We start from the raw sequence: 18,040 nt of genomic DNA on the forward strand, positions 1-18,040 counted from the left end.
GGCCCGGACGCCTTTGCCGTGCTCAGCCCTCGACGATCTGGCCGCGGTGGGGGGCGCCGGCGGCGGACAGCAGCAGGACGGCGGCATCGGCACAGTCGGCCGGGTCACGCGCGGTGCGGTCTTCATCCAGCGAGAAGGCGCGCGCCCGCAGGGCGGTGCGCATCGGGCCCGGCTGCAGGCCACTGACCCGCACCGGGCTGCGGCCCAGTTCGTCGTGCAGGGAGGCAATCAGGCCCCGCAGCCCGTGCTGGGCGACGCCGTAGCCGCCCCAGTAGGCCTGCCCGACCCGCGTCGGATCATCCACGGTAAGCACCACTGCGGCATCGTCGCGCTGGCGCAGCAGCGGCAGGCACGCCTGGATCAGCCAGGCCGGTGCGGTGAGATTGACGTGGACGGCCCGCGCGAACGCGGCCGGGTCGGCCAGCTCGAACGGGGTCAGCCCGGCGAAATCGGCCGCGCAATACAGCAGCCCGTCCAGGCGCCCCAACTCGCCCTGCAGGCGCTCGGCCAGTGTGGCGTAGTCGTCCGGGGTCGCGCCCTCCAGATCCATCGGGTACAGCAGCGGCTCGGGGCCGACCGCCTGCACGGCGGCATAGACGCGGTCCAGGCGGCGTGGCTTGCGCCCCAGCAGCACCACCGTGGCGCCGGCGCGGGCACAGGCCACGGCGACGGCGCTGCCGAAGCCGCCGCCCGCGCCTGCAATGAGAATCACACGATCGGCCAGTGCGCCGGTCCCGACCACGACGGACGGGACCGCACTCATGCCTGGGAGGCCTCTTCGACGATGCGCTTGAGCTCGCCGGACTCGAACAGCTCCAGCACGATGTCGCAGCCGCCGATGAGCTCACCGTGGATGAACAGCTGCGGGAACGTCGGCAGGTTCGAGAAACGCGGCAGATTGGCGCGGATCTCCGGCTCTTCGAGCACGTTGACCGTGCGCAGCGCGACCGCGCCGGCCGCCATCAGCGCCTGCATGGCGCGGCTGGAATAGCCGCACATCGGATATTGCGGGGTGCCCTTCATGAACAGCACGAGGGGGTAACGTTCGACTTCGGCCTGGATTTGCTGCATCACCGCCACTACGACTCTCCCTCCAATGTGGGACAACCCGACCTCACCGGTCGGCTAGACTTCCCTCGCCTGCCATTGTAAGCCTACTGGCCCCGCATACGGCGCCCCCTCCCTGCCCGTGGTGACCATGCCCTTCGAACTGCCCCGCCTGCCCTACGACCGCACCGCCCTGCAACCGCATCTGTCGGCCGAGAGCCTGGACCTGCACCACGGTCGGCATTACCGCGCCTACCTCGACGCGGTCAACGCCCGCATCGCCGGCACCGACCTGGAGGACCTGGCCCTGGACGAGCTGGTCCGGCACAGCCAGGGCAGCCTGTTCGACGCGGCCGCACAGGCCTGGAACCACGGTTTCTACTTCCAGTGCCTGCATCCACGCGGCGGCGGCGATCCACAGGGGCGCCTGGCCGAGCTGGTGACCCGCCATTTCGGCGATATGCGCCGCCTGCGCGACGAGTTCGACCAGGCCGCGCTGGGCCTGTTCGGCTCCGGCTGGGTCTGGCTGGTGCAGCACCCCGGCGGCGCGCTGGCGATCCAGACCACGCGCAATGCCGGCACGCCTTTGACGGGCAACAGCACCCCGCTGCTGGCGTGCGATATATGGGAACACGCGTACTACACCGACTACCAGAATGAGCGCGCGCGCTACCTGCAGGCATTCTGGAAACTGGTCAACTGGGACTTCGTGGCGTCGCAGCTGCGCGACTGACGGCTCCCCGTGGGTGCTGGCGCGTGCCGGCACCCACCGCAGGCGGGCAGCCGCCCTGACCTGCCGGTCAGCCGCGCAGTGTGTCGATCACCGGGGCGACCTGGGCGTTGCGATCGAGCAGCCCGCCAACCGTCTGCAGCATCCCGGCCAGCCGCAGGGCATCATCGTCGCGCAGCGTGGCATGGCCGACCTTGCGGCCGTCGCGCGGCTGCTTGCCGTAGTCGTGCCAGTGTCCGCCGGACTGCGCCAGTACCGCCGCGGCATCGGGCATCGCGCCCAGCCAATTGAGCATGCAGGCATGGCCCAGCATGCGCGTGTCGCCCAGCGGCAGGCCGAGCACCGCGCGCAGGTGGTTCTCGAACTGCGAGGTCTCACTGCCCTCGATGGTCCAGTGGCCGGAGTTGTGCACGCGTGGCGCCATCTCGTTGACCAGCAGCTCGTCGCCGCGGCAGAACAGCTCCAGCGCGAACACCCCGACATAGTCCAGGCGTTCGGCCAGCGCCCGCGCATGGCCGATGGCGGCTTCATGCTGGGCCTGGCTCAGCCGTGCCGGCGCCAGGCTGGCCGACAGCACGCCATCGACGTGCCAGTTGCCGGTCACCGGCCAGGCGCGGAACTCGCCGTCGCGGCCACGGACGGCCACCACGCTGACCTCGCGGTCGAAGGCAACGAACCCCTCCAGGATCAGGCCGGTGCGGTCGACGTAATCGCCCAGGGTGGCCCAGGCGGCGTCGATGTCGGCGGTACTGCGGATGCGGAACTGACCTTTGCCGTCGTAGCCCAGGCGGCGCGTCTTGACGATGCAGGGCATGCCGAACTCGGCGACCCTGGCAGCCAGCTCGTCGCGGCTGCGGATATCGGCGAACGGCGGCAGCGGAATGCCCAGCTGCTGGAACAGGGTTTTTTCGCTGAGCCGGTCCTGGGCCACGGCCAGCGCATCCGGGTTCGGATACACCGGCACGCGCTCGGCCAGGAAGCGGGCGCTGTGCGCGGGAACATTCTCGAAATCAAACGTCACCACGTCCACCCGCGCCGCGAACGCGGCCAGCGCGGCCTCGTCCTCGAAGGCGGCCACCTGCAGCGGCGCCACTTGGGCGCCACAGGCATCGGCAGCCGGGTCGAACAACTCGAAACGCAGCCCCAGCGGCGCGCCGGCCAGCACCATCATGCGCGCCAGCTGGCCGCCCCCCAGGATTCCGACAGTCTTCATGCTCATTGACGCGGGTCGTCATGGGCCATGACGTCTTCGGTCTGGCGGGCGCGGAAGGCCTCCAGCGCCTGGCCGATGGCCGGCTGGTCCGAGGCCAGCATGGCGGCGGCAAACAGCGCCGCATTGGACGCGCCGGCATTGCCGATGGCGAAGGTGGCAACCGGAATGCCGGCCGGCATCTGCACGATCGACAGCAGCGAATCCATGCCGTTGAGGGCCTTGGACTGCACCGGCACACCCAGCACCGGCACGGCGGTCTTGGCCGCGATCATGCCCGGCAGGTGCGCGGCGCCGCCGGCGCCGGCGATGATCGCCCGCAGGCCCCGGGGCCCGGCCTGCTCGGCGTAGGTGAACAGCACGTCCGGCGTGCGGTGCGCCGATACCACCTTCACTTCGTAGGGAACACCCAGCGAATCGAGCTTCTGGGCTGCGTGCTGCATGGTTTCCCAGTCGGAGCGGGAACCCATGACGATGCCGACGAGCGGCGCGGTTTGGTTGGGGGTCATTGGCCGTCACCTGCCTTAAAGACGTATTCTAGCCATCTTCCACGCAAGACGAAGAATCATGGACCGCAAGCTGCTCGACCTGCTGTGCTCGCCCGACACGCGCCAGCCCCTGTCCCTGCTCGATGCCAAGGCCCTCGACGCGCTCAACCGCGCCATCGGTGCCGGCGGCGTGGCCAAGGCCGACGGCAGCCCCCAGACCCAGCCCCTGCGCGAAGCGCTGCTGACGCGTGACCGCAAGCAGGTGTTCCGTGTCGATGACGGCATTCCGGTGCTGCTGGCCGAGGAGGCCATCGAGACGGCGCAGATCGCCGATTTCCCGGAAAAATGAGCCCGGCTCCGTTGCCCGTCCCGTCCGCGGCCGTGGTGGCCGAGGATGTCGCCCGTGCGCTGGCGGAAGACATCGGCACCGGTGATGTCACCGCCGCCCTGCTGCCCGACCGCCCCGACTGCGCGTACCTGCTGTGCAAGCAGGACGCGGTGATCGCCGGCCGGCCGTGGTTCGACGCCACCCACCGCGCGCTTGATCCGGACGTGACCATCGACTGGCGCGTGGCCGAGGGCGATGCCGTCCGGGCCGGCACCGTGCTGGCGATCCTGCACGGCCGCAACCGCAGCCTGGTCAGTGCCGAACGCACCTCGCTGAACTTCCTGCAGACGCTGTCCGGCACGGCGACCACCACGGCGCGCTACGTCGCGGCGGTGGCCGGCACCGGCACCCGCATCCTGGACACCCGCAAGACCCTGCCGGGGCTGCGCATGGCGCAGAAGTACGCGGTCCGCTGCGGCGGCGGCGACAACCATCGCCTGGGGCTGTTCGACACGGTGATGCTCAAGGAGAACCACATCCGCGCGGCCGGCTCGCTGACCGCTGCGGTGCAGGCAGCGCGTGCGCAGTGGCCCGATCTGCCGCTGGTGGTCGAGGTCGAAGACCTGACGCAGCTGCGCGACGCGCTGGCGGCAGGCTGCGAGCGCATCCTGATCGACGACTTCGACGCCGACCTGCGCCGCGAGGCGGTGCGCATCGCCGCCGGCCGGATTCCTCTGGAAGTCTCCGGCAGCGTGGACCTGGCCGGGCTGCGCGCCATTGCCGAGGACGGTGTGGACTGCATCTCGATCGGCGGACTGACCAAGCACGTGCAGGCGATCGACCTGTCGCTGAAGCTGGGGCCGCCGCCAGGCTGACGCGGCGCGTGCCGGCCATCGGTCGGCCCCACCGCCCCCCCACGTTCACGGCGTCGGCAGCCCGGGTCTGCGAGGCTCGTGTTGCCCCCACCCGGAGAGCGCGCATGCGCCCCCTGTCTCTGCTTGCATGCCTGTCGCCGCTGGCGATGCTGATGCCTGCCACCGCGTCGGCCGCCGAAGTCTGCGACATCCCGCCACGCTACGGGTTGAGTCCGCTGGCGGTGAACATCGTACAGACCGCCTGCAATGAACACCGGCTCTGGTTCCGCCCCTTCATCGACCGCGACGGGCGCGCGGCCAGCCTGAGCGTCACCGAAGCCGAGCGCGAGCACCTGGCCGACAACGGGCTGATCGCCTGGCAGCGGGTGGTGGGCTACTGGCGTGAGAGCGGGACGCTGTCACCAATGGGCGACCAGCCCGGCGCGTCCAGCTGCATGGCCCCGCTCGGCACCCGCTACACCGACAGCGACTGCCGCGCGTTCCTGATCGACAACCCGTGGTCGGCGGCCTTCATTTCCTGGGTGATGACACGCGCCGGCGTGCCCGGCTTCACCCGCTCGCCGCGCCACATCGACTACATCCGCGCTGCGTACCAGAACAGCGGGCCGTACCGCATGACCGATCCGGCGCAGGACAAACCCGCCCCGGGCGATCTGCTCTGCTTCCTGCGCGATCGCCGCCAGACGCTGAGCTACAGCGGCCTGGTGCAGTCCCTCGCCAGCGGCGGGGCAGCGCACTGGAAGTCACACTGCGAAGTAGTGATCGCCGCCAACGTGGGCGGCGACCGGACCCTGTACCTGGTCGGCGGCAACGTGATGAACACGGTGGCGATGCGCAAGCTGTCGCTGGACCGCAGCGGCCGCATCGAGCTGCCACCGGCCAAGGCCAGCGCCGGCGACGGCGTGGTCCCGGGCTGCACGCCGGGCCGGGAAGACGAATGCAGCTTCAACCGGCAGGACTGGGCCGCGCTGCTGAAGCTGGTGGCAGCGACGCCGGCCGCGCTGCCGGTGGTCGCCCCGGACCCTGCGGGCGTGACTGCGCCGCCGCTACCGGATGCCCCGTCCACGCCACAGATCGCGCCGCAGCGTCCCGCTCCGCCGCCTCCCGCGACCACGACACGGTGATCGCGTCGCCGCGGGCGGCTTGATCCGCGCCGCATTCGTCGCCATCTTTGAAGGCCACCTGCCCTGATCGTACCGAGCCGCCGATGCCCAGCCTGATCCTGTTGATGATTGCCGGCGCGTTCGTCTACGCCTTCTGGAACTCCTCGCGCGCCGCCGCCGAACGCGCCGGCGAACTTGGCCGCAATGCGTGCAACGCCGCCAACGTGCAGTGGCTGGACCAGAGCGTGCATGCCACCGGCCTGCGCGTGGTGCGCAAAGAAACGGGCTGGCTGGGCTGGGAGCGCACCTTCAAGTTCGAGTATTCGCACGACGGCGTGGACCGCCACAGCGGCCGCATGGTGCTGCGCGGCGACCAGCTGGTCGCCTTCGTCGGGCCGTCAGCAGCCCGGATCAGCGAAATCCGCCGCGATGTGGAGACCCGCGACGCCGAAGACGTGTGATGCGTCCGTAGAGCCGGGTAGAACCCGGCTCTACGGGGTGCGTTACTTGACCACGCGCAGGTGCGGGCGGCCACTGGGCTTGGGCGGTGCGTCGTCCGGCGGCGTCGGGGAATCGTCCGGCGGGAGTTCGTCGTCCGGGCCCGGGTCGTGGCCCGGGATATCGTCCGGCAGCGCCATGCCCTGCCCGGTTTCGCGGGCATAGACCGCCAGCACGGCCGAGATCGGCACCTGCACCGGATAACTGGTGCCGGAGAACCGCGCCGAGAAGCTCACGCTCTCGTTGTCGATGTGCAGCCGGACCACAGCGCGCTCGGCGATATTCAGCACCACCCGGCCATCCTTCACCGCGCTCTGCGGAACCTGCACGCCGGGCATGCCCGCGTCGACCAGGATATGCGGGGTCAGGTCATTGTCGTTGATCCATTCCACCAAGGCCCGCAACAGGTACGGGCGGTGGCTGGTCATGCGGAAAGTGTCTTCAGTCATGTGGTAGAGCCGAGCCGTGCTCGGCTGCTCTTGATCCGGATTGCCTGGTGCAAGTGTACGCGCCAGCACCCGCACCGGTCAGCATCGGCGCGCGGGGCGTAAAGCGTCGATGCAGTCGCCGACAGCGGCGCGCGCGGCTCAGGTGGGCAGATCGCGCAGCTTCTTTTCCTGGTCGGTCAGGCTGCGGATGAAGCCGGGGTGGCGGAAAATGCGGTTGCCGTAATCCTCGATCGACTTGCCATCCTTGGGCAGCGCCACGTCCAGGGACTGCAGGCGCCAGATGATCGGTGCCATTGCGCAGTCGGCCAGGCTCATTTCCGGGTTCAGGAAGAACTTGCTGGCCTTGAACAGCGGCACTGCGCTGGTCAACAGCTCGCGCAGGCGCTTGCGGCCGGCTTCGGCCTGGGTCTTGTTGCCCAGCTGGATGGCCTGCACCTGCGGCACCCAGTCGTGCTCGATGCGAAGCATGGCCAGACGGATGCGCGCACGGGACAGCGGATCGACCGGCATCAGCGGCGGATGCGGGTAACGTTCGTCCAGATACTCGCTGACCACCGACGCCGCATACAGCACCAGCTCACGCTCCACCAGGGTGGGCACCGAGTGGTACGGATTGAGGTCGATGAGGTCCTCGGGCGGATTCTGCGGATCGACCGGAACGAGGTCGTAAGTGACGCCCTTGGCCGCCAGCACCAGCCGCACGCGATGGCACAGGACATCGTCGTTCGAGGAAAACAGCGTCAGGGTATTCCGCATGCGTACGCTCGCCGCCATCAAAGGCTCTCCAACGACCGGAAACCGCCGGTCGTATCGGCGCCACCAGCCCAGTGCTGGCAGTCGTCACAGTACCCGAGTGTGCAACTGCACATCACAAAAGCCAATAGGCCATGCGTCTCATGCCGGTAGCCATGAATCGCAACGCCGGCGCACTCCCCGTTCAGTGCACGTCCTTCCAGTATTCCTTCTTCAGCAGATAGACCAGGAAGGTCAGGAACGCCAGGAAAAGGATGACCCACACCCCCAGCTTCTGCCGCTTCAGTGCCGCCGGCTCGCCGGCGTACTCCAGGAAGTTGGTGATGTCGCGTACCGTCTGGTCGTACTGGCCAGGGTCGACATTGCCCGGCTGTGCGAGCTTGAGCCCGATCACCGGCGCGTCGGCACCGGGTGCGTCGGGCTTGCCGTGCACGGCGTGCTGCAGGCCCTGCATTTCCCACAGCGGGTTGGGCATGGACGCATTGGGGAACAGCGTGTTGTTCCATCCCAGCGGGCGTGAGGGGTCCAGATAGAAAGACTTGAGATAGGTGTACACCCAGTCGCTGCCCCGCACGCGCGAGATCAGGCTCAGGTCCGGCGGCATCTTGCCGAACCATTTCTCCGCCGGCGCCTTGGGCATCGATACCGGGATCGGTTCGCCGATCGGCGTGCCGGTGAAGTTGAGGTTGTTCATCACCTCCTCCTCGCTCAGCCCCAGATCCTCGGCCATGCGCGAGTAGCGCAGGTACTTCAGTGCGTGGCAGCCCGAGCAGTAGTTCATGTAGAGCTGCGCGCCGCGCTGCAGCGAGGCGCGGTCGCTGAGGTCGTTGCCGGCCTGCAGCGTCTTGCCGCCCTCGGCGGCACCGGCCAGGGTGCTGGCCAGCAGCAGGGCGGCCGCGCAGGCCAGCCGGACAATCCAGTGGTCAGTCATGCGTGGTCACCCGGTCCGGTACCGGCTTGGTCCTGTCCAGCTTGGTCCATAGCGGCATGGTGATGAAGAAGGCGAAGTACAGGAAGGTCAACACCCGCCCGATGTAGGTTTCATGCACATCGGTGCCCGGGCCGGACCCGATCACGCCCAGCCAGACGAAGCAGACCGCGAACATGCCAAGCAGACCGCGCGAGAGCAGGCCCCGGTAGCGGTACGACTTGACCCGGGCCCGATCCAGCCACGGCACCAGGAACAGGATCGCGATCGCCGAGAACATCACGATCACCCCGCCCAGCTTGTTCGGCACCACCCGCAGCATCGCGTAGTACGGGGTGTAGTACCAGACCGGTTTGATGTGCTCGGGCGTTACCAGGCGGTTGGCCTCGGTGAAGTTGTCGTGTTCGAGGAACAGGCCGCCGAACGCCGGGGCGAAGAAGATGATGAACGCGGCGATGACCAGCAGGAAGCCGGCGCCCACGCCGTCCTTGAGCGTGTAGTACGGATGGAACGGAATCCCGTCCGCAGGTGCCGTGGCCGACCAGCGGTTGCCCTTGGGCCCCTTCTTGATCTCCACGCCATCGGGATTGTTGGAGCCCACTTCGTGCAGCGCCCCCAGGTGCAGCACCACCAGCAGCAGCAGCACCAGCGGCAGGGCGATCACGTGCAGCGCGAAGAAGCGGTTGAGCGTGGCATCGCTCGGCAGGTAGTCGCCCATGATCCATTCGGTGAGGCCGTTGCCGATCACCGGAATGGCACCGAACAGCGAGATGATCACCTTGGCGCCCCAGAACGACATCTGGCCCCACGGCAGCACGTAACCCATGAAGGCTTCGGCCATCAGCACCAGGTAGATCAGCATGCCGAGGATCCACACCAGCTCGCGCGGCTTCTGGTAGCTGCCGTACAGCAGGCCGCGGAACATGTGCAGGTAGACCACGATGAAGAACAGTGAGGCGCCGGTCGAATGCATGTAGCGGATCAGCCAGCCCCACTCGACATCGCGCATGATGTATTCGATGGAGGCGAACGCTTCGGCCGCGTTGGTCTTGTAGTGCATCGTGAGGAAGATGCCGGTCACGATCTGATTGACCAGGATCAGCAGCGCCAGCGAACCGAAGTAGTACCAGAGGTTGAAGTTCTTCGGTGCGTAGTACTCGCTCACATGCTTGCGGTACACCGGCATCAGGCCCGGTGCGCGCGCATTGACCCAGTCGGCAACGCCCGTGGCGGTGCGGGTAAGGATATTGGCCATGCTCAAGCCGCCCCCTGCGGGTCAACGCCGATGATGATGGTGTTGTCATCCTGGTAGTGGTGCGGCGGCACCAGCAGGTTGATCGGCGCCGGAACATCCTTGAACACGCGACCGGACATGTCGAAGCGCGACTTGTGGCAGGGGCAGAAGTACCCCCCTTTCCACTGCGGGTCATACGGCTCGGGACGGATCTCGGCCACCATTTCCGGTGAGCAGCCCAGATGGGTGCACAGCCCGACCAGGACCGAGACATCGGCCTTGATCGCACGGAATTCGGGGTTCTGCTTGAGCACGTAGTCCGGCTGCTGTTCCTTCTCGCCCGACTCGGGATCTTTCAGGCGACCGTCCAGACCATGCAGCGCATCGAGGATCGCCTTGGACCGCTTGACGATCCAGATCGGCTGCCCTCGCCACTCCAGGACCAGACGCTGGCCTTCCTGCAGGGCACTGATGTCGGCGATCACCGGCGCCCCGGCCAGTTTGGCGCGGGCGCTGGGATTCCAGGACTTGATGAACGGTACCGCTGCAAATCCGACGCCGACCGCGCCAACCACCGCAGTGGTTGCTGACAGAAACCGTCGACGTCCAGTATTGACTGGATCGTTTACCCCATCGTTGGCCATCCGGCACTCCGATATTGATTTAGGTAGCTTGAGGCTGCCAGCAGACCGGTGGGGGCCAGTCCACGATGAATCAGAGCCGACTATAGCGGAACCTGACTCAGCGACACAACGCGCAGATCATCCGCCGAAGATCTGTCACGCGCGAAACGGTCGGGCCGGCCAGCAGCCGGCACTTCCGGACGGTCTCGGCGTGCGGCGAAGCGGCCAGCGGGCACTACTGCGTGGACGCTGTCGCGCCCCGATAGCGGTCGGCCAGCAGGGCAACGCGCTTCACGTAATACTGGGTTTCACTGTAGGGCGGTACGCCGCCGTGGCGGTCCACCGCACCCTCACCCGCGTTGTAGCCGGCCGCAGCCAGGGTCAGGTTGCCGTTGAAGCGCTTGAGCAGCCACGACAGGTACTGCACGCCCCCCCGGATGTTCTGCGCGGCATCGTACGAGTCGGTGACCCCGAAGCGGCGGGCAGTGGGCGGCATCAGCTGCATCAGGCCCTGCGCGCCGGCGCGGCTGAGCGCGGTGGGGTTGTAGGCCGACTCGGCGTGGATGATGGCGCGGACCACCGCTTCCTCGACCCCGAACTCGCGCGCGGCGGCGGCGATCTCGGCCTGGAAGGCGGTGGTATTGAGCCGCACCGAGCCGAAGTTGACGCCCGGCTGGGCACCGCACGCATAGCAGCGCTCGATGAAGCTGTAGTGGATCGTACGCACCTGGCCGAGGCTGGCCACCTGCGCCGGACGGGCGCTTGTGTAGTGGCGCACGCCATCCTTCATATACGTGTAGACCTGCCCGTTGACCACGCGCTGGGCCTTGCCCTTGCGCGCGGCGGGCGCGGACGGAGCGCTGAGTACCGTCGCGGCGGGCGCCGCCGATGCCGTGGCGGTGATCGCGGTGCCGGCGTTGGCGCCATCGGCCGGAGCGGCCGCGACAGCCTGCGCCACCGGCGCAGGCGGCGGGACCGGCGCGGCCACGGCCTGGCGGCGGGGCGCACTGCGGTCCGGACGGTAGCTGCTGACCACACTGCAGCTCGCGGCGGAGACGCGCTTGCTTACGTAGCTGGGAATGCCGTCGGCGCCAACGCACTTGTACAGCGTGCCCGCACTGGCCGGCACAGCGGTCAGCGCAGCCAAGGCCAGCGCAAAGATCCCCAAGATCCCCTTCATGCAGCGGAGTGTCTCCGTTTCACCCCGGCTTGCCAAGTCTTTGACGGGCCGGGTATCCCAGGAGCCGATGCACGTCACGGATCGGGGCGTCCGGGACGGCCTGCGGGCGGGACGGGCGCCGGTCTGGCCGGCAGATACCCGGTACAATGGGCGGCTCACCGCAGCCGTTCAGGCTGCCTGCCCGCCCACCCGACTGGAATAAGCGCCATGACCGGGACGCCAGCTTCGACCGTGCCGACGTCGGCCGGCTCCGCCGTGCCCTCCACCCCTCCCCGCCCCGACCTGCTGCCGCTGCCCGGCGCCAGGCCGGCCGTCACCGGCCCCGTCCGCGGCAAGCTGTACATCAAGACCCACGGGTGCCAGATGAACGAGTACGACTCGGCCAAGATGGCCGACGTGCTGGCCGCCGAAGAAGGGCTGGAGCTGACCGACGACCCGTCCGAGGCCGACGTGCTGCTGATGAACACCTGCTCGATCCGCGAGAAGGCGCAGGAGAAGGTGTTCAGCCAGCTCGGCTACTGGAAGGCGCTGAAGAACAACGGCCGGGGCGTGATCATCGGCGTGGGCGGCTGCGTGGCGTCGCAGGAGGGCGAGGCGATCATCAAGCGCGCCCCGCACGTGGACCTGGTGTTCGGCCCGCAGACGCTGCACCGCCTGCCGGAGCTGATCCGCCAGCGCCGTGCATCGGGCCGGTCCCAGGTCGACATCAGCTTCCCGGAAATCGAGAAGTTCGATCGTCTGCCCGAGCCGCGTGCCGATGGTGGCTCGGCCTTCGTGTCGATCATGGAAGGCTGCTCCAAATACTGCTCGTTCTGCGTGGTGCCCTACACCCGTGGCACCGAGGTCAGCCGCCCGTTCGAGGACGTGGTGGTGGAAGTGGCGCAACTGGCCGCACAGGGCGTGCGCGAAATCAACCTGCTGGGCCAGAACGTCAATGCCTACCGCGGCCCCTATGGCGAGGGCGAGTTCGCCGACCTGGGCCTGCTGATCCGCACCATCGCCGAGATCGACGGGGTTGGCCGGATCCGTTTCACCACCTCGCACCCGCTGGAGTTCAGCGACTCGCTGGTGGACGCCTACCGCGATGTGCCGCAGCTGGCCAACTTCCTGCACCTGCCGGTGCAGGCCGGCAGCGACCGGGTGCTGTCGGCGATGAAGCGGGGCTACACCGCGCTGGAGTTCAAGTCCAAAATCCGCAAGCTGCGCGCGGTGCGGCCGGACATCTCGATCAGTTCGGACTTCATCGTCGGCTTCCCGGGCGAGACCGAGGCCGATTTCGAGAAGACCATGCAGCTGATCGAAGACATCGGCTTCGACCAGAGCTTCTCGTTCATCTACTCGCGCCGCCCCGGCACCCCGGCGGCCGACCTGGAAGACACGATCAGCGACGCCGAGAAGCACGCGCGCCTGTCGCGCCTGCAGGCGCGGATCAACGCGCAGGCTGCGGCGATCTCCGAGAAGATGGTCGGCACGGTGCAGACCGTGCTGGTGGAAGGGCCGTCCAAGCGCAACCCGGATGAACTGACCGGCAAGAGCGAGAACATGCGTTCGGTGAACTTCGCGGGGCACCCGCGTCTGATCGGCCAGTTCGTGGATGTGGAGATCACCGAGGCGTACAGCAATTCGCTGCGCGGACGGATGGTCGTCGCCTGAGGGAGCGTGCCGACCGCCGGTCGGCATCCACTCAATCCAGGCGTTTGCGGAAGCGCAGGATCGCCAGGGTCATCATCACCGCGATGAAGGCGAGCAGCGCCAGCACCTCCGGCCACAGCTCCCAGATCCGCGCGCCGCGCAGCATGATGCCGCGGATGAGGCGCAGGAAGTGCGTCAGCGGCAGCACCTCGGCCAGCCACTGCACCGTTCGCGGCATGCCCGCGAACGGGAACATGAAACCGGACAGCAGGATCGACGGCAGGAACACGAACATGGTCATCTGCATGGCCTGGAACTGCGACTGCGCCTTGGTCGAGATCAGCAGGCCCAGGGTGAGGTTGGCGGTGATCAGCAGCATCGCCGCCAGATAGACGTCCACCACGCTGCCGCGGATCGGCACCTCGAACAGCCACAGGCCCAGCAGCAGCACCAGCGTGGTCTGGATCAGACCGATCGCCGCATACGGCAGCACCTTGCCGATCATCAGCTCGCTGCGGCTCAACGGTGTGGCGATCAGCAACTCCATGTTGCCGCGTTCGCGTTCGCGCACGATCGCCACCGCCGTGAACATCACCATCGTCATGGTCAGGATGATGCCGATCAGACCCGGCACGATGTTCACCGCCGAGCGCCGCTGCGGGTTGTAGAACGCCACCACGCTGATCTGCCCGCCCCCGCCCACCGCGCCGCTGCGCAGCGGCCGGTCGTTGCGTAGCGGCTGGCTGTCCAGTGGTACCTGCGCCAGCTGGATCGCCGCGCTCTGCACGACGGTGTCGCTGCCGTCCACCAGCACCTGCACCGCCTCGCGCCCCTCGAAGCGGCGGCGCTCGAAGTCGGGCGGAATCACCACGCCCACGCTAATCTGGCCGTGCCGCAGCGCCGCCATCAGCTCATCCGGCGTCCGCGCGGCCAACGTGGGTGCGATCACCCCGGTCGCCACCATATCCATCACCAGCGCGCGTGACGCGGCGGTCCCGGCCTGATCGGCAATCCCGGCATGCAGGTTGCGCAGATTGAGGTTGATCGCATAGCCGAACAGCACCAGCTGCATGACCGGAATACCGACGATCATGGCCAGGGTGATACGGTCGCGCCGCATCTGCCGCAGCTCTTTGAGGATGATTGCCCAGAGCCGGCGCAGACTCATGCCGCCGTGTCCCCGGCCTGGCCACCCTCGCGTCCGCGCGTGGCCGAGACGAAGACATCCTCCAGATTGGCCGACACCGGCATCACCTCGGCCTGCTGGCCGCCGCGTCGCAGGGCTGCCTCGAGCCTGCCCTGCGCATCGTCCTGCGCCGCCAGCAGCACCCGCAGGCTGTTGCCGATCTGCGCCACACTGAGCACCCCCGGCACGGCCGCCAGCACCCGTTGTGCCTGACGCGGCTGCGGCGCCGAAACCGCCAACGTACGTCCTTCCAGCGCGGCGGTGAGCGTGGCCGGGCTGCCATCAGCCACCAGCACGCCCTGATCCAGAATCGCCAGGCGATGGCAGCGCTCGGCTTCGTCCATGTAGTGCGTGGACACCAGCAGCGTGGTGCCGGTGTCGGCCAGGTCGAACAGCTTTTCCCAGAAGTCGCGCCGCGACTCCGGGTCCACCGCACTGGTGGGTTCATCCAGGAACAGCAGCTCCGGCGACTGGATCACCGCGCCGGCCAGGGCCAGCCGTTGCTTCTGGCCGCCACTGAGGGTGCCGGCCAACTGCGTCTGGCGGTCCTGGAAGTGGTACTGCTCGACCAGCTCTCCAATACGTCGTCGCGCGTCGGCGCGCGGCATGTCCTGCACCGCCGCGAGGAACTCCAGGTTCTCGCGCACGGTCAGGTCCTCGAACAGCGAGAACCGCTGGGTCATGTAGCCGATGCGCCGCCGCAGCGCTTCGGCCTGCTCGGGAATGCGCAGACCGAGCACCTCGATGTCGCCCTCGGACGGGGTCAGCAGGCCACACAGCATGCGGATGGTGGTGGACTTGCCCGATCCGTTGGGGCCGAGGAAGCCGTAGACAGCGGCGCGCGGCACGCTCAGGTCCACATGGTCGACCGCCACCAGTGCACCGAAGCGCTTGGTCAGCCCGCGCGCCCGGATGGCCAGGTCGTCCTGCCCGCCCTTGCCCGTTGCCGACGCGGATGGCTGGGCGGCGACGGGGTCGACGGGGTCGACGGCCATCAGAATGTCACCCGCACCGGCAGCCCGGCCGGCAGTCGCGCCAGCGTGGCGGCATCGGTGTCGATCAGTTCGATCTCGGCCAGGTAGCTCAGGCGGGCGGCGTCATCGCCGCTCAACGCGTAGTACGGCGTGAACACCGGATCGCTGCGGACCGCGCGGACCCGTCCGGACAACGCTGTCTCCCGGCCCTCCACGTACACCTGCGCGCCCGAGCCGACGGCCACCGACGGTCGCAGCGGCGATGGCAGATAGACACGTGCGTAGGGATGTTCGCCCACCAGCAGTACCGCCAGCGGCGCACCGACCGGGGCCTGGTCGCCGAGCCGATACGGCAACGCGTCCACCACGCCAGCGCGCGGCGCGACCAGCGCCAGCTTGCGCAGGGTCACGGCCTGCTCGGCCTGCTGCGCCTGCGCGGCCTCCAGCGCTGCGGTGCCCTGCCCGATCTGCTCGACACGCGTGCCGTGTTCCAGTGCCAGCAGCGCCTGCTCGGCCGCACGCACGAGGCCGTCGGCATTGCCGGCGGCGGCACGCGCGCGATCCACGTCGGCGGCCGCCACGAGCCGCTGCTGGCCGAGCGGCTGCAGCCGGGCGTAGTACGCCGCTGCGTCCACGGCCTGCGCCCTGGCGGCGGCCACGTTTGCGCGGGCCTGCGCGACCTCCTCCACCCGTGGCCCGTGTTCGAGTTCCTCCAGTGCCTGCCCGGCGCGCTGCGCCTGCGCCTGCAGCGCGGCCATCTGCGCCGCCGTGCGGGTGGTCTCCAACTGCAGCAGGGGCGCACCGGCCGGCACGCGCTGGCCTTCGCGCACGGACACCGCCACGATGGTTTCGGCCGCCGGCGACGGCACCGTGATCCGGTCCCATTCGAGCGTGCCCAGGGCCTCGGGCGGCGCCGGCCGGCAGGCGGCGAGGAGCAGCAGTGCCGCCGGCACACCGAGACGAAGCAGGCGGGAGCAGAGCGAAGCAGCCATCACAGGTACCGATCGGTGCGGACCGCACCATGCTGCCTCGCGACCCGGTGGTCAGCCGTGAAGGAGGCGCGGGCGGGCTTGCAGTGTTGCCACCGGCCTCAGCGCCCCTTGTCGTAGACCAGCTGCTCCACGTCATATCCAAACTGCGTGGCCATATACGTGTTGATCGGCTCCATCCCCTGGATCAGCATCGTGCCATCCGGCCTGCCGCAGCGGTTGGCGACGTTCTTCATGCCGTAGATCAGCGCCGCTTCGCGGCCGCGCGTGGGCGTCGGTGCGGGATCAGGCGTCCACCACGGAAAACGATGCAGCGGCCTGTTGCTGGGCACATCGTGCTGCCAGCAGACAAAGGTCAGGCTCTCCTTGCCGTTGGCATCGTAGGTGTAGACACGATAACTGGCGTAGCCGCTTCTGGTGGGCGTGACCTTGAGTACGCCGCTTTCGGCATAGCGCCGGAGGTCTTCTGGATAGACTTTGAGTGCCCGGCCACCGGAGTAGATCACCTGGACCCGCTTTCCCTCGGCGTTGTAGGTCTCCTGGCGACTGAGTTCCACCGAACGCCATTGACGAAGCCGAGGCGTGCGACTGTTTCCATCGAAGAATTCGATGACAGTCAAACCGCTTTGGTGCGGGTAGCGTCGCACACGCGGGTACTTGTCGAGGGTGGCGAAGTGGTCATCAACGACGGACAGCGGAACCGGCTGCGGGAAGTCGTACCTCAGCTTTCTGTTCGGATCGCGCAACAATTCCTTGTACGGCGGCTGCGCGTCATAGGCCGCGAGCCCCATGTTTTCGGTGTACAGCCCGAGGATTCCCGCCTTGTTCGTAAAGCCGAAATACACGAGCTTCCGCTCGTGCTGCGGGACAGAGGCGCTGGGCCATGCGGTACCCTGCCCCCACCACTCGTCCGCGTCCAGTGCAAGCCCTTCGCCCCTGGGCTCGGCTGCATCCCTTTTTTTCGGCACGAAGAGTCGTGCCAGCAGGCTGCCATCGGCCTGGTAGCTATACGACGTGGTTTCCATCCGCCCGGTCTGAAGCCCGGCACATTGCGCGCCCGGCACCTTGACCAACGACTCGAACATCCCTCCCGTGGTCCAGATCAACTGCCCCTGGGCGTTGTACCGCGCGCAGAATGCCAGGCGGTCGATCCTCAGCTCATTGGGGTAGCGCTGGCGGAGTGCGTTCACATCCTCGGTGTCCTGGACCCTGGCCTCGACCAGATGCCCGTCCTGGTCGTAGAAGTACGCATCCACACGTGACATGTAGTAGTGCGGGGTCAATTTGGCCAGGATCGGGTTCCGCTCCTGGCCTGGCCGGCGGCGATACGGAACGGCCCGCACCTTGTTTTCCCTGTCATGACGCAGCCCCGGCGTGCCATCGGGTTGTGGTGGCTGCATCCGATCGAACGTTCGGTTCTCCCAATGCTCAACCCTGCATATGCGCTGTCCACCGTTGCCATCCGGCTCCAGATACACCGCTTGGCCTTCCGCGGCCCCCAACATGCCCCGCTTCAGCTCCGCCACGGTCGGCACCAGGGCGGGAACATCCACAGTACCCTCGTCATAGGTCTGCGGCCCCAAGAGGGAGACCCACTGGCCCGTAGTGCCTGTGAACATCAGGCTCACACCGGCGACGGGCGACACGAGCAGATCGGCACGGTCCGAGCAGTTGGCAGCGGCCTGTGCAGACAGCACCAACGTGAGCAGCGCAACGGGCGCCAGTCGGCGTGCAATGCTCATCCTTGCTTGCTGCCGTTGCGGGTCGATAGAACCGAGGCCATGTGGGTTCCTTTGGTGTGCAGACCGGTGTG

At 68.0% G+C, this 18,040-nt stretch carries 20 protein-coding genes; 6 read left to right on the forward strand and 14 right to left on the reverse strand.

Going from position 1 to position 18,040, the window contains the following annotated elements:
* Positions 1-22: 22 nt before the first annotated feature.
* Together GDJ08_RS04735 and grxD are read right to left on the reverse strand one after the other, a co-directional pair.
* Complete coding sequence (locus tag GDJ08_RS04735) at positions 23-763, reverse strand: SDR family NAD(P)-dependent oxidoreductase (protein ID WP_136006997.1); 741 nt, start codon at positions 761-763, stop codon at positions 23-25.
* The gene (grxD, locus tag GDJ08_RS04740) at positions 760-1,080 is read right to left on the reverse strand and encodes a Grx4 family monothiol glutaredoxin (protein WP_136006998.1); all 321 of its coding nucleotides are present in this window, start codon (positions 1,078-1,080) and stop codon (positions 760-762) included. The genes GDJ08_RS04735 and grxD overlap by 4 nt, the downstream gene beginning before the upstream one ends.
* Before the next feature lie 118 nt (positions 1,081-1,198).
* On the opposite strand from grxD, the gene GDJ08_RS04745 reads away from it, so the two are divergent.
* Positions 1,199-1,780: a superoxide dismutase gene (locus tag GDJ08_RS04745; RefSeq protein ID WP_136007000.1), complete on the forward strand. Its 582-nt coding sequence runs from the start codon at positions 1,199-1,201 to the stop codon at positions 1,778-1,780.
* 67 nt (positions 1,781-1,847) lie between these two features.
* Here the strand turns inward: GDJ08_RS04745 and GDJ08_RS04750 are convergent, their stop codons facing one another.
* Both GDJ08_RS04750 and purE read right to left on the reverse strand, forming a co-directional pair.
* On the reverse strand, positions 1,848-2,990 hold the full coding sequence (locus GDJ08_RS04750; RefSeq protein WP_423668830.1) for a 5-(carboxyamino)imidazole ribonucleotide synthase: 1,143 nt from the start codon (positions 2,988-2,990) through the stop codon (positions 1,848-1,850).
* Positions 2,991-2,992: 2 nt separating this feature from the next.
* A complete protein-coding gene (purE, locus tag GDJ08_RS04755; protein WP_017354843.1) occupies positions 2,993-3,496 on the reverse strand; it encodes a 5-(carboxyamino)imidazole ribonucleotide mutase in 504 nt (167 codons plus the stop codon).
* A gap of 58 nt (positions 3,497-3,554) precedes the next feature.
* On the opposite strand from purE, the gene GDJ08_RS04760 reads away from it, so the two are divergent.
* From GDJ08_RS04760 to GDJ08_RS04775, 4 genes are all read left to right on the forward strand, one after another.
* On the forward strand, positions 3,555-3,824 hold the full coding sequence (locus tag GDJ08_RS04760; RefSeq protein ID WP_017354844.1) for a Trm112 family protein: 270 nt from the start codon (positions 3,555-3,557) through the stop codon (positions 3,822-3,824).
* On the forward strand, positions 3,821-4,678 hold the full coding sequence (nadC, locus tag GDJ08_RS04765) for a carboxylating nicotinate-nucleotide diphosphorylase (RefSeq protein ID WP_026070577.1): 858 nt from the start codon (positions 3,821-3,823) through the stop codon (positions 4,676-4,678). Before GDJ08_RS04760 ends, nadC begins: the two co-directional genes overlap by 4 nt.
* Before the next feature lie 104 nt (positions 4,679-4,782).
* Positions 4,783-5,802, forward strand: a complete 1,020-nt coding sequence (locus GDJ08_RS04770; RefSeq protein ID WP_153164378.1) for a DUF2272 domain-containing protein — start codon at positions 4,783-4,785, stop codon at positions 5,800-5,802.
* Positions 5,803-5,885: 83 nt separating this feature from the next.
* Positions 5,886-6,242 (forward strand): DUF3301 domain-containing protein, encoded by a 357-nt coding sequence (locus GDJ08_RS04775; RefSeq protein ID WP_017354847.1) that lies wholly within the window; start codon positions 5,886-5,888, stop codon positions 6,240-6,242.
* Between the two features lie 42 nt (positions 6,243-6,284).
* Here GDJ08_RS04775 and GDJ08_RS04780 read toward each other — a convergent pair whose 3' ends face one another.
* The 6 genes from GDJ08_RS04780 to GDJ08_RS04805 form a co-directional block, all read right to left on the reverse strand.
* The gene (locus GDJ08_RS04780) at positions 6,285-6,728 is read right to left on the reverse strand and encodes a ClpXP protease specificity-enhancing factor (RefSeq protein WP_136007004.1); all 444 of its coding nucleotides are present in this window, start codon (positions 6,726-6,728) and stop codon (positions 6,285-6,287) included.
* Positions 6,729-6,866: 138 nt separating this feature from the next.
* Positions 6,867-7,502: a glutathione S-transferase N-terminal domain-containing protein gene (locus GDJ08_RS04785; protein ID WP_017354849.1), complete on the reverse strand. Its 636-nt coding sequence runs from the start codon at positions 7,500-7,502 to the stop codon at positions 6,867-6,869.
* Positions 7,503-7,665: 163 nt separating this feature from the next.
* Entirely contained in the window at positions 7,666-8,412 is a 747-nt protein-coding gene (locus GDJ08_RS04790; RefSeq protein ID WP_017354850.1) for a cytochrome c1, read from the reverse strand.
* Complete coding sequence (locus GDJ08_RS04795) at positions 8,405-9,664, reverse strand: cytochrome b (protein WP_017354851.1); 1,260 nt, start codon at positions 9,662-9,664, stop codon at positions 8,405-8,407. The genes GDJ08_RS04790 and GDJ08_RS04795 overlap by 8 nt, the downstream gene beginning before the upstream one ends.
* Before the next feature lie 2 nt (positions 9,665-9,666).
* On the reverse strand, positions 9,667-10,287 hold the full coding sequence (petA, locus tag GDJ08_RS04800) for a ubiquinol-cytochrome c reductase iron-sulfur subunit (RefSeq protein WP_017354852.1): 621 nt from the start codon (positions 10,285-10,287) through the stop codon (positions 9,667-9,669).
* A 214-nt stretch (positions 10,288-10,501) separates the two neighbouring features.
* Positions 10,502-11,446 (reverse strand): lytic transglycosylase domain-containing protein, encoded by a 945-nt coding sequence (locus GDJ08_RS04805; protein WP_136007008.1) that lies wholly within the window; start codon positions 11,444-11,446, stop codon positions 10,502-10,504.
* Positions 11,447-11,653: 207 nt separating this feature from the next.
* Here GDJ08_RS04805 and miaB point away from each other — a divergent pair, with 207 nt between their 5' ends.
* Entirely contained in the window at positions 11,654-13,099 is a 1,446-nt protein-coding gene (gene miaB / locus GDJ08_RS04810; RefSeq protein WP_026070783.1) for a tRNA (N6-isopentenyl adenosine(37)-C2)-methylthiotransferase MiaB, read from the forward strand.
* Positions 13,100-13,130: 31 nt separating this feature from the next.
* Here miaB and GDJ08_RS04815 read toward each other — a convergent pair whose 3' ends face one another.
* The 4 genes from GDJ08_RS04815 to GDJ08_RS04830 all read right to left on the reverse strand — a co-directional run bounded on the left by GDJ08_RS04815 (position 13,131) and on the right by GDJ08_RS04830 (position 17,969).
* Positions 13,131-14,246, reverse strand: coding sequence for an ABC transporter permease (locus tag GDJ08_RS04815; RefSeq protein WP_017356125.1), 1,116 nt, complete (start codon positions 14,244-14,246; stop codon positions 13,131-13,133).
* Positions 14,243-15,178 carry an ABC transporter ATP-binding protein gene (locus tag GDJ08_RS04820; RefSeq protein WP_026070782.1) on the reverse strand — a complete coding sequence of 312 codons (936 nt, stop codon included), beginning with the start codon at positions 15,176-15,178 and terminating at the stop codon, positions 14,243-14,245. Before GDJ08_RS04820 ends, GDJ08_RS04815 begins: the two co-directional genes overlap by 4 nt.
* An 80-nt stretch (positions 15,179-15,258) precedes the next feature.
* A complete protein-coding gene (locus GDJ08_RS04825) occupies positions 15,259-16,230 on the reverse strand; it encodes an HlyD family secretion protein (protein ID WP_153164379.1) in 972 nt (323 codons plus the stop codon).
* Between the two features lie 98 nt (positions 16,231-16,328).
* A complete protein-coding gene (locus GDJ08_RS04830; protein ID WP_153164380.1) occupies positions 16,329-17,969 on the reverse strand; it encodes a hypothetical protein in 1,641 nt (546 codons plus the stop codon).
* Positions 17,970-18,040 lie beyond the last annotated feature (71 nt).

Source organism: Stenotrophomonas nematodicola (genome assembly GCF_009467805.1).
Lineage (GTDB): Bacteria > Pseudomonadota > Gammaproteobacteria > Xanthomonadales > Xanthomonadaceae > Stenotrophomonas > Stenotrophomonas nematodicola.

Excerpts from the sequence above, each read along its gene's own strand:
- GDJ08_RS04735 (WP_136006997.1), bottom strand. The coding sequence starts at position 763 with ATGAGTGCGGTCCCGTCCGTCGTGGTCGGGACCGGCGCACTGGCCGAT.
- GDJ08_RS04745 (WP_136007000.1), top strand. The coding sequence starts at position 1,199 with ATGCCCTTCGAACTGCCCCGCCTGCCCTACGACCGCACCGCCCTGCAA.
- GDJ08_RS04750 (WP_423668830.1), bottom strand. The coding sequence starts at position 2,990 with ATGAAGACTGTCGGAATCCTGGGGGGCGGCCAGCTGGCGCGCATGATG.
- purE (WP_017354843.1), bottom strand. The coding sequence starts at position 3,496 with ATGACCCCCAACCAAACCGCGCCGCTCGTCGGCATCGTCATGGGTTCC.
- GDJ08_RS04760 (WP_017354844.1), top strand. The coding sequence starts at position 3,555 with ATGGACCGCAAGCTGCTCGACCTGCTGTGCTCGCCCGACACGCGCCAG.
- nadC (WP_026070577.1), top strand. The coding sequence starts at position 3,821 with ATGAGCCCGGCTCCGTTGCCCGTCCCGTCCGCGGCCGTGGTGGCCGAG.
- GDJ08_RS04770 (WP_153164378.1), top strand. The coding sequence starts at position 4,783 with ATGCGCCCCCTGTCTCTGCTTGCATGCCTGTCGCCGCTGGCGATGCTG.
- GDJ08_RS04775 (WP_017354847.1), top strand. The coding sequence starts at position 5,886 with ATGCCCAGCCTGATCCTGTTGATGATTGCCGGCGCGTTCGTCTACGCC.
- GDJ08_RS04780 (WP_136007004.1), bottom strand. The coding sequence starts at position 6,728 with ATGACTGAAGACACTTTCCGCATGACCAGCCACCGCCCGTACCTGTTG.
- GDJ08_RS04785 (WP_017354849.1), bottom strand. The coding sequence starts at position 7,502 with ATGGCGGCGAGCGTACGCATGCGGAATACCCTGACGCTGTTTTCCTCG.
- GDJ08_RS04790 (WP_017354850.1), bottom strand. The coding sequence starts at position 8,412 with ATGACTGACCACTGGATTGTCCGGCTGGCCTGCGCGGCCGCCCTGCTG.
- GDJ08_RS04795 (WP_017354851.1), bottom strand. The coding sequence starts at position 9,664 with ATGGCCAATATCCTTACCCGCACCGCCACGGGCGTTGCCGACTGGGTC.
- petA (WP_017354852.1), bottom strand. The coding sequence starts at position 10,287 with ATGGCCAACGATGGGGTAAACGATCCAGTCAATACTGGACGTCGACGG.
- GDJ08_RS04805 (WP_136007008.1), bottom strand. The coding sequence starts at position 11,446 with ATGAAGGGGATCTTGGGGATCTTTGCGCTGGCCTTGGCTGCGCTGACC.
- miaB (WP_026070783.1), top strand. The coding sequence starts at position 11,654 with ATGACCGGGACGCCAGCTTCGACCGTGCCGACGTCGGCCGGCTCCGCC.
- GDJ08_RS04815 (WP_017356125.1), bottom strand. The coding sequence starts at position 14,246 with ATGAGTCTGCGCCGGCTCTGGGCAATCATCCTCAAAGAGCTGCGGCAG.
- GDJ08_RS04825 (WP_153164379.1), bottom strand. The coding sequence starts at position 16,230 with ATGGCTGCTTCGCTCTGCTCCCGCCTGCTTCGTCTCGGTGTGCCGGCG.
- GDJ08_RS04830 (WP_153164380.1), bottom strand. The coding sequence starts at position 17,969 with ATGAGCATTGCACGCCGACTGGCGCCCGTTGCGCTGCTCACGTTGGTG.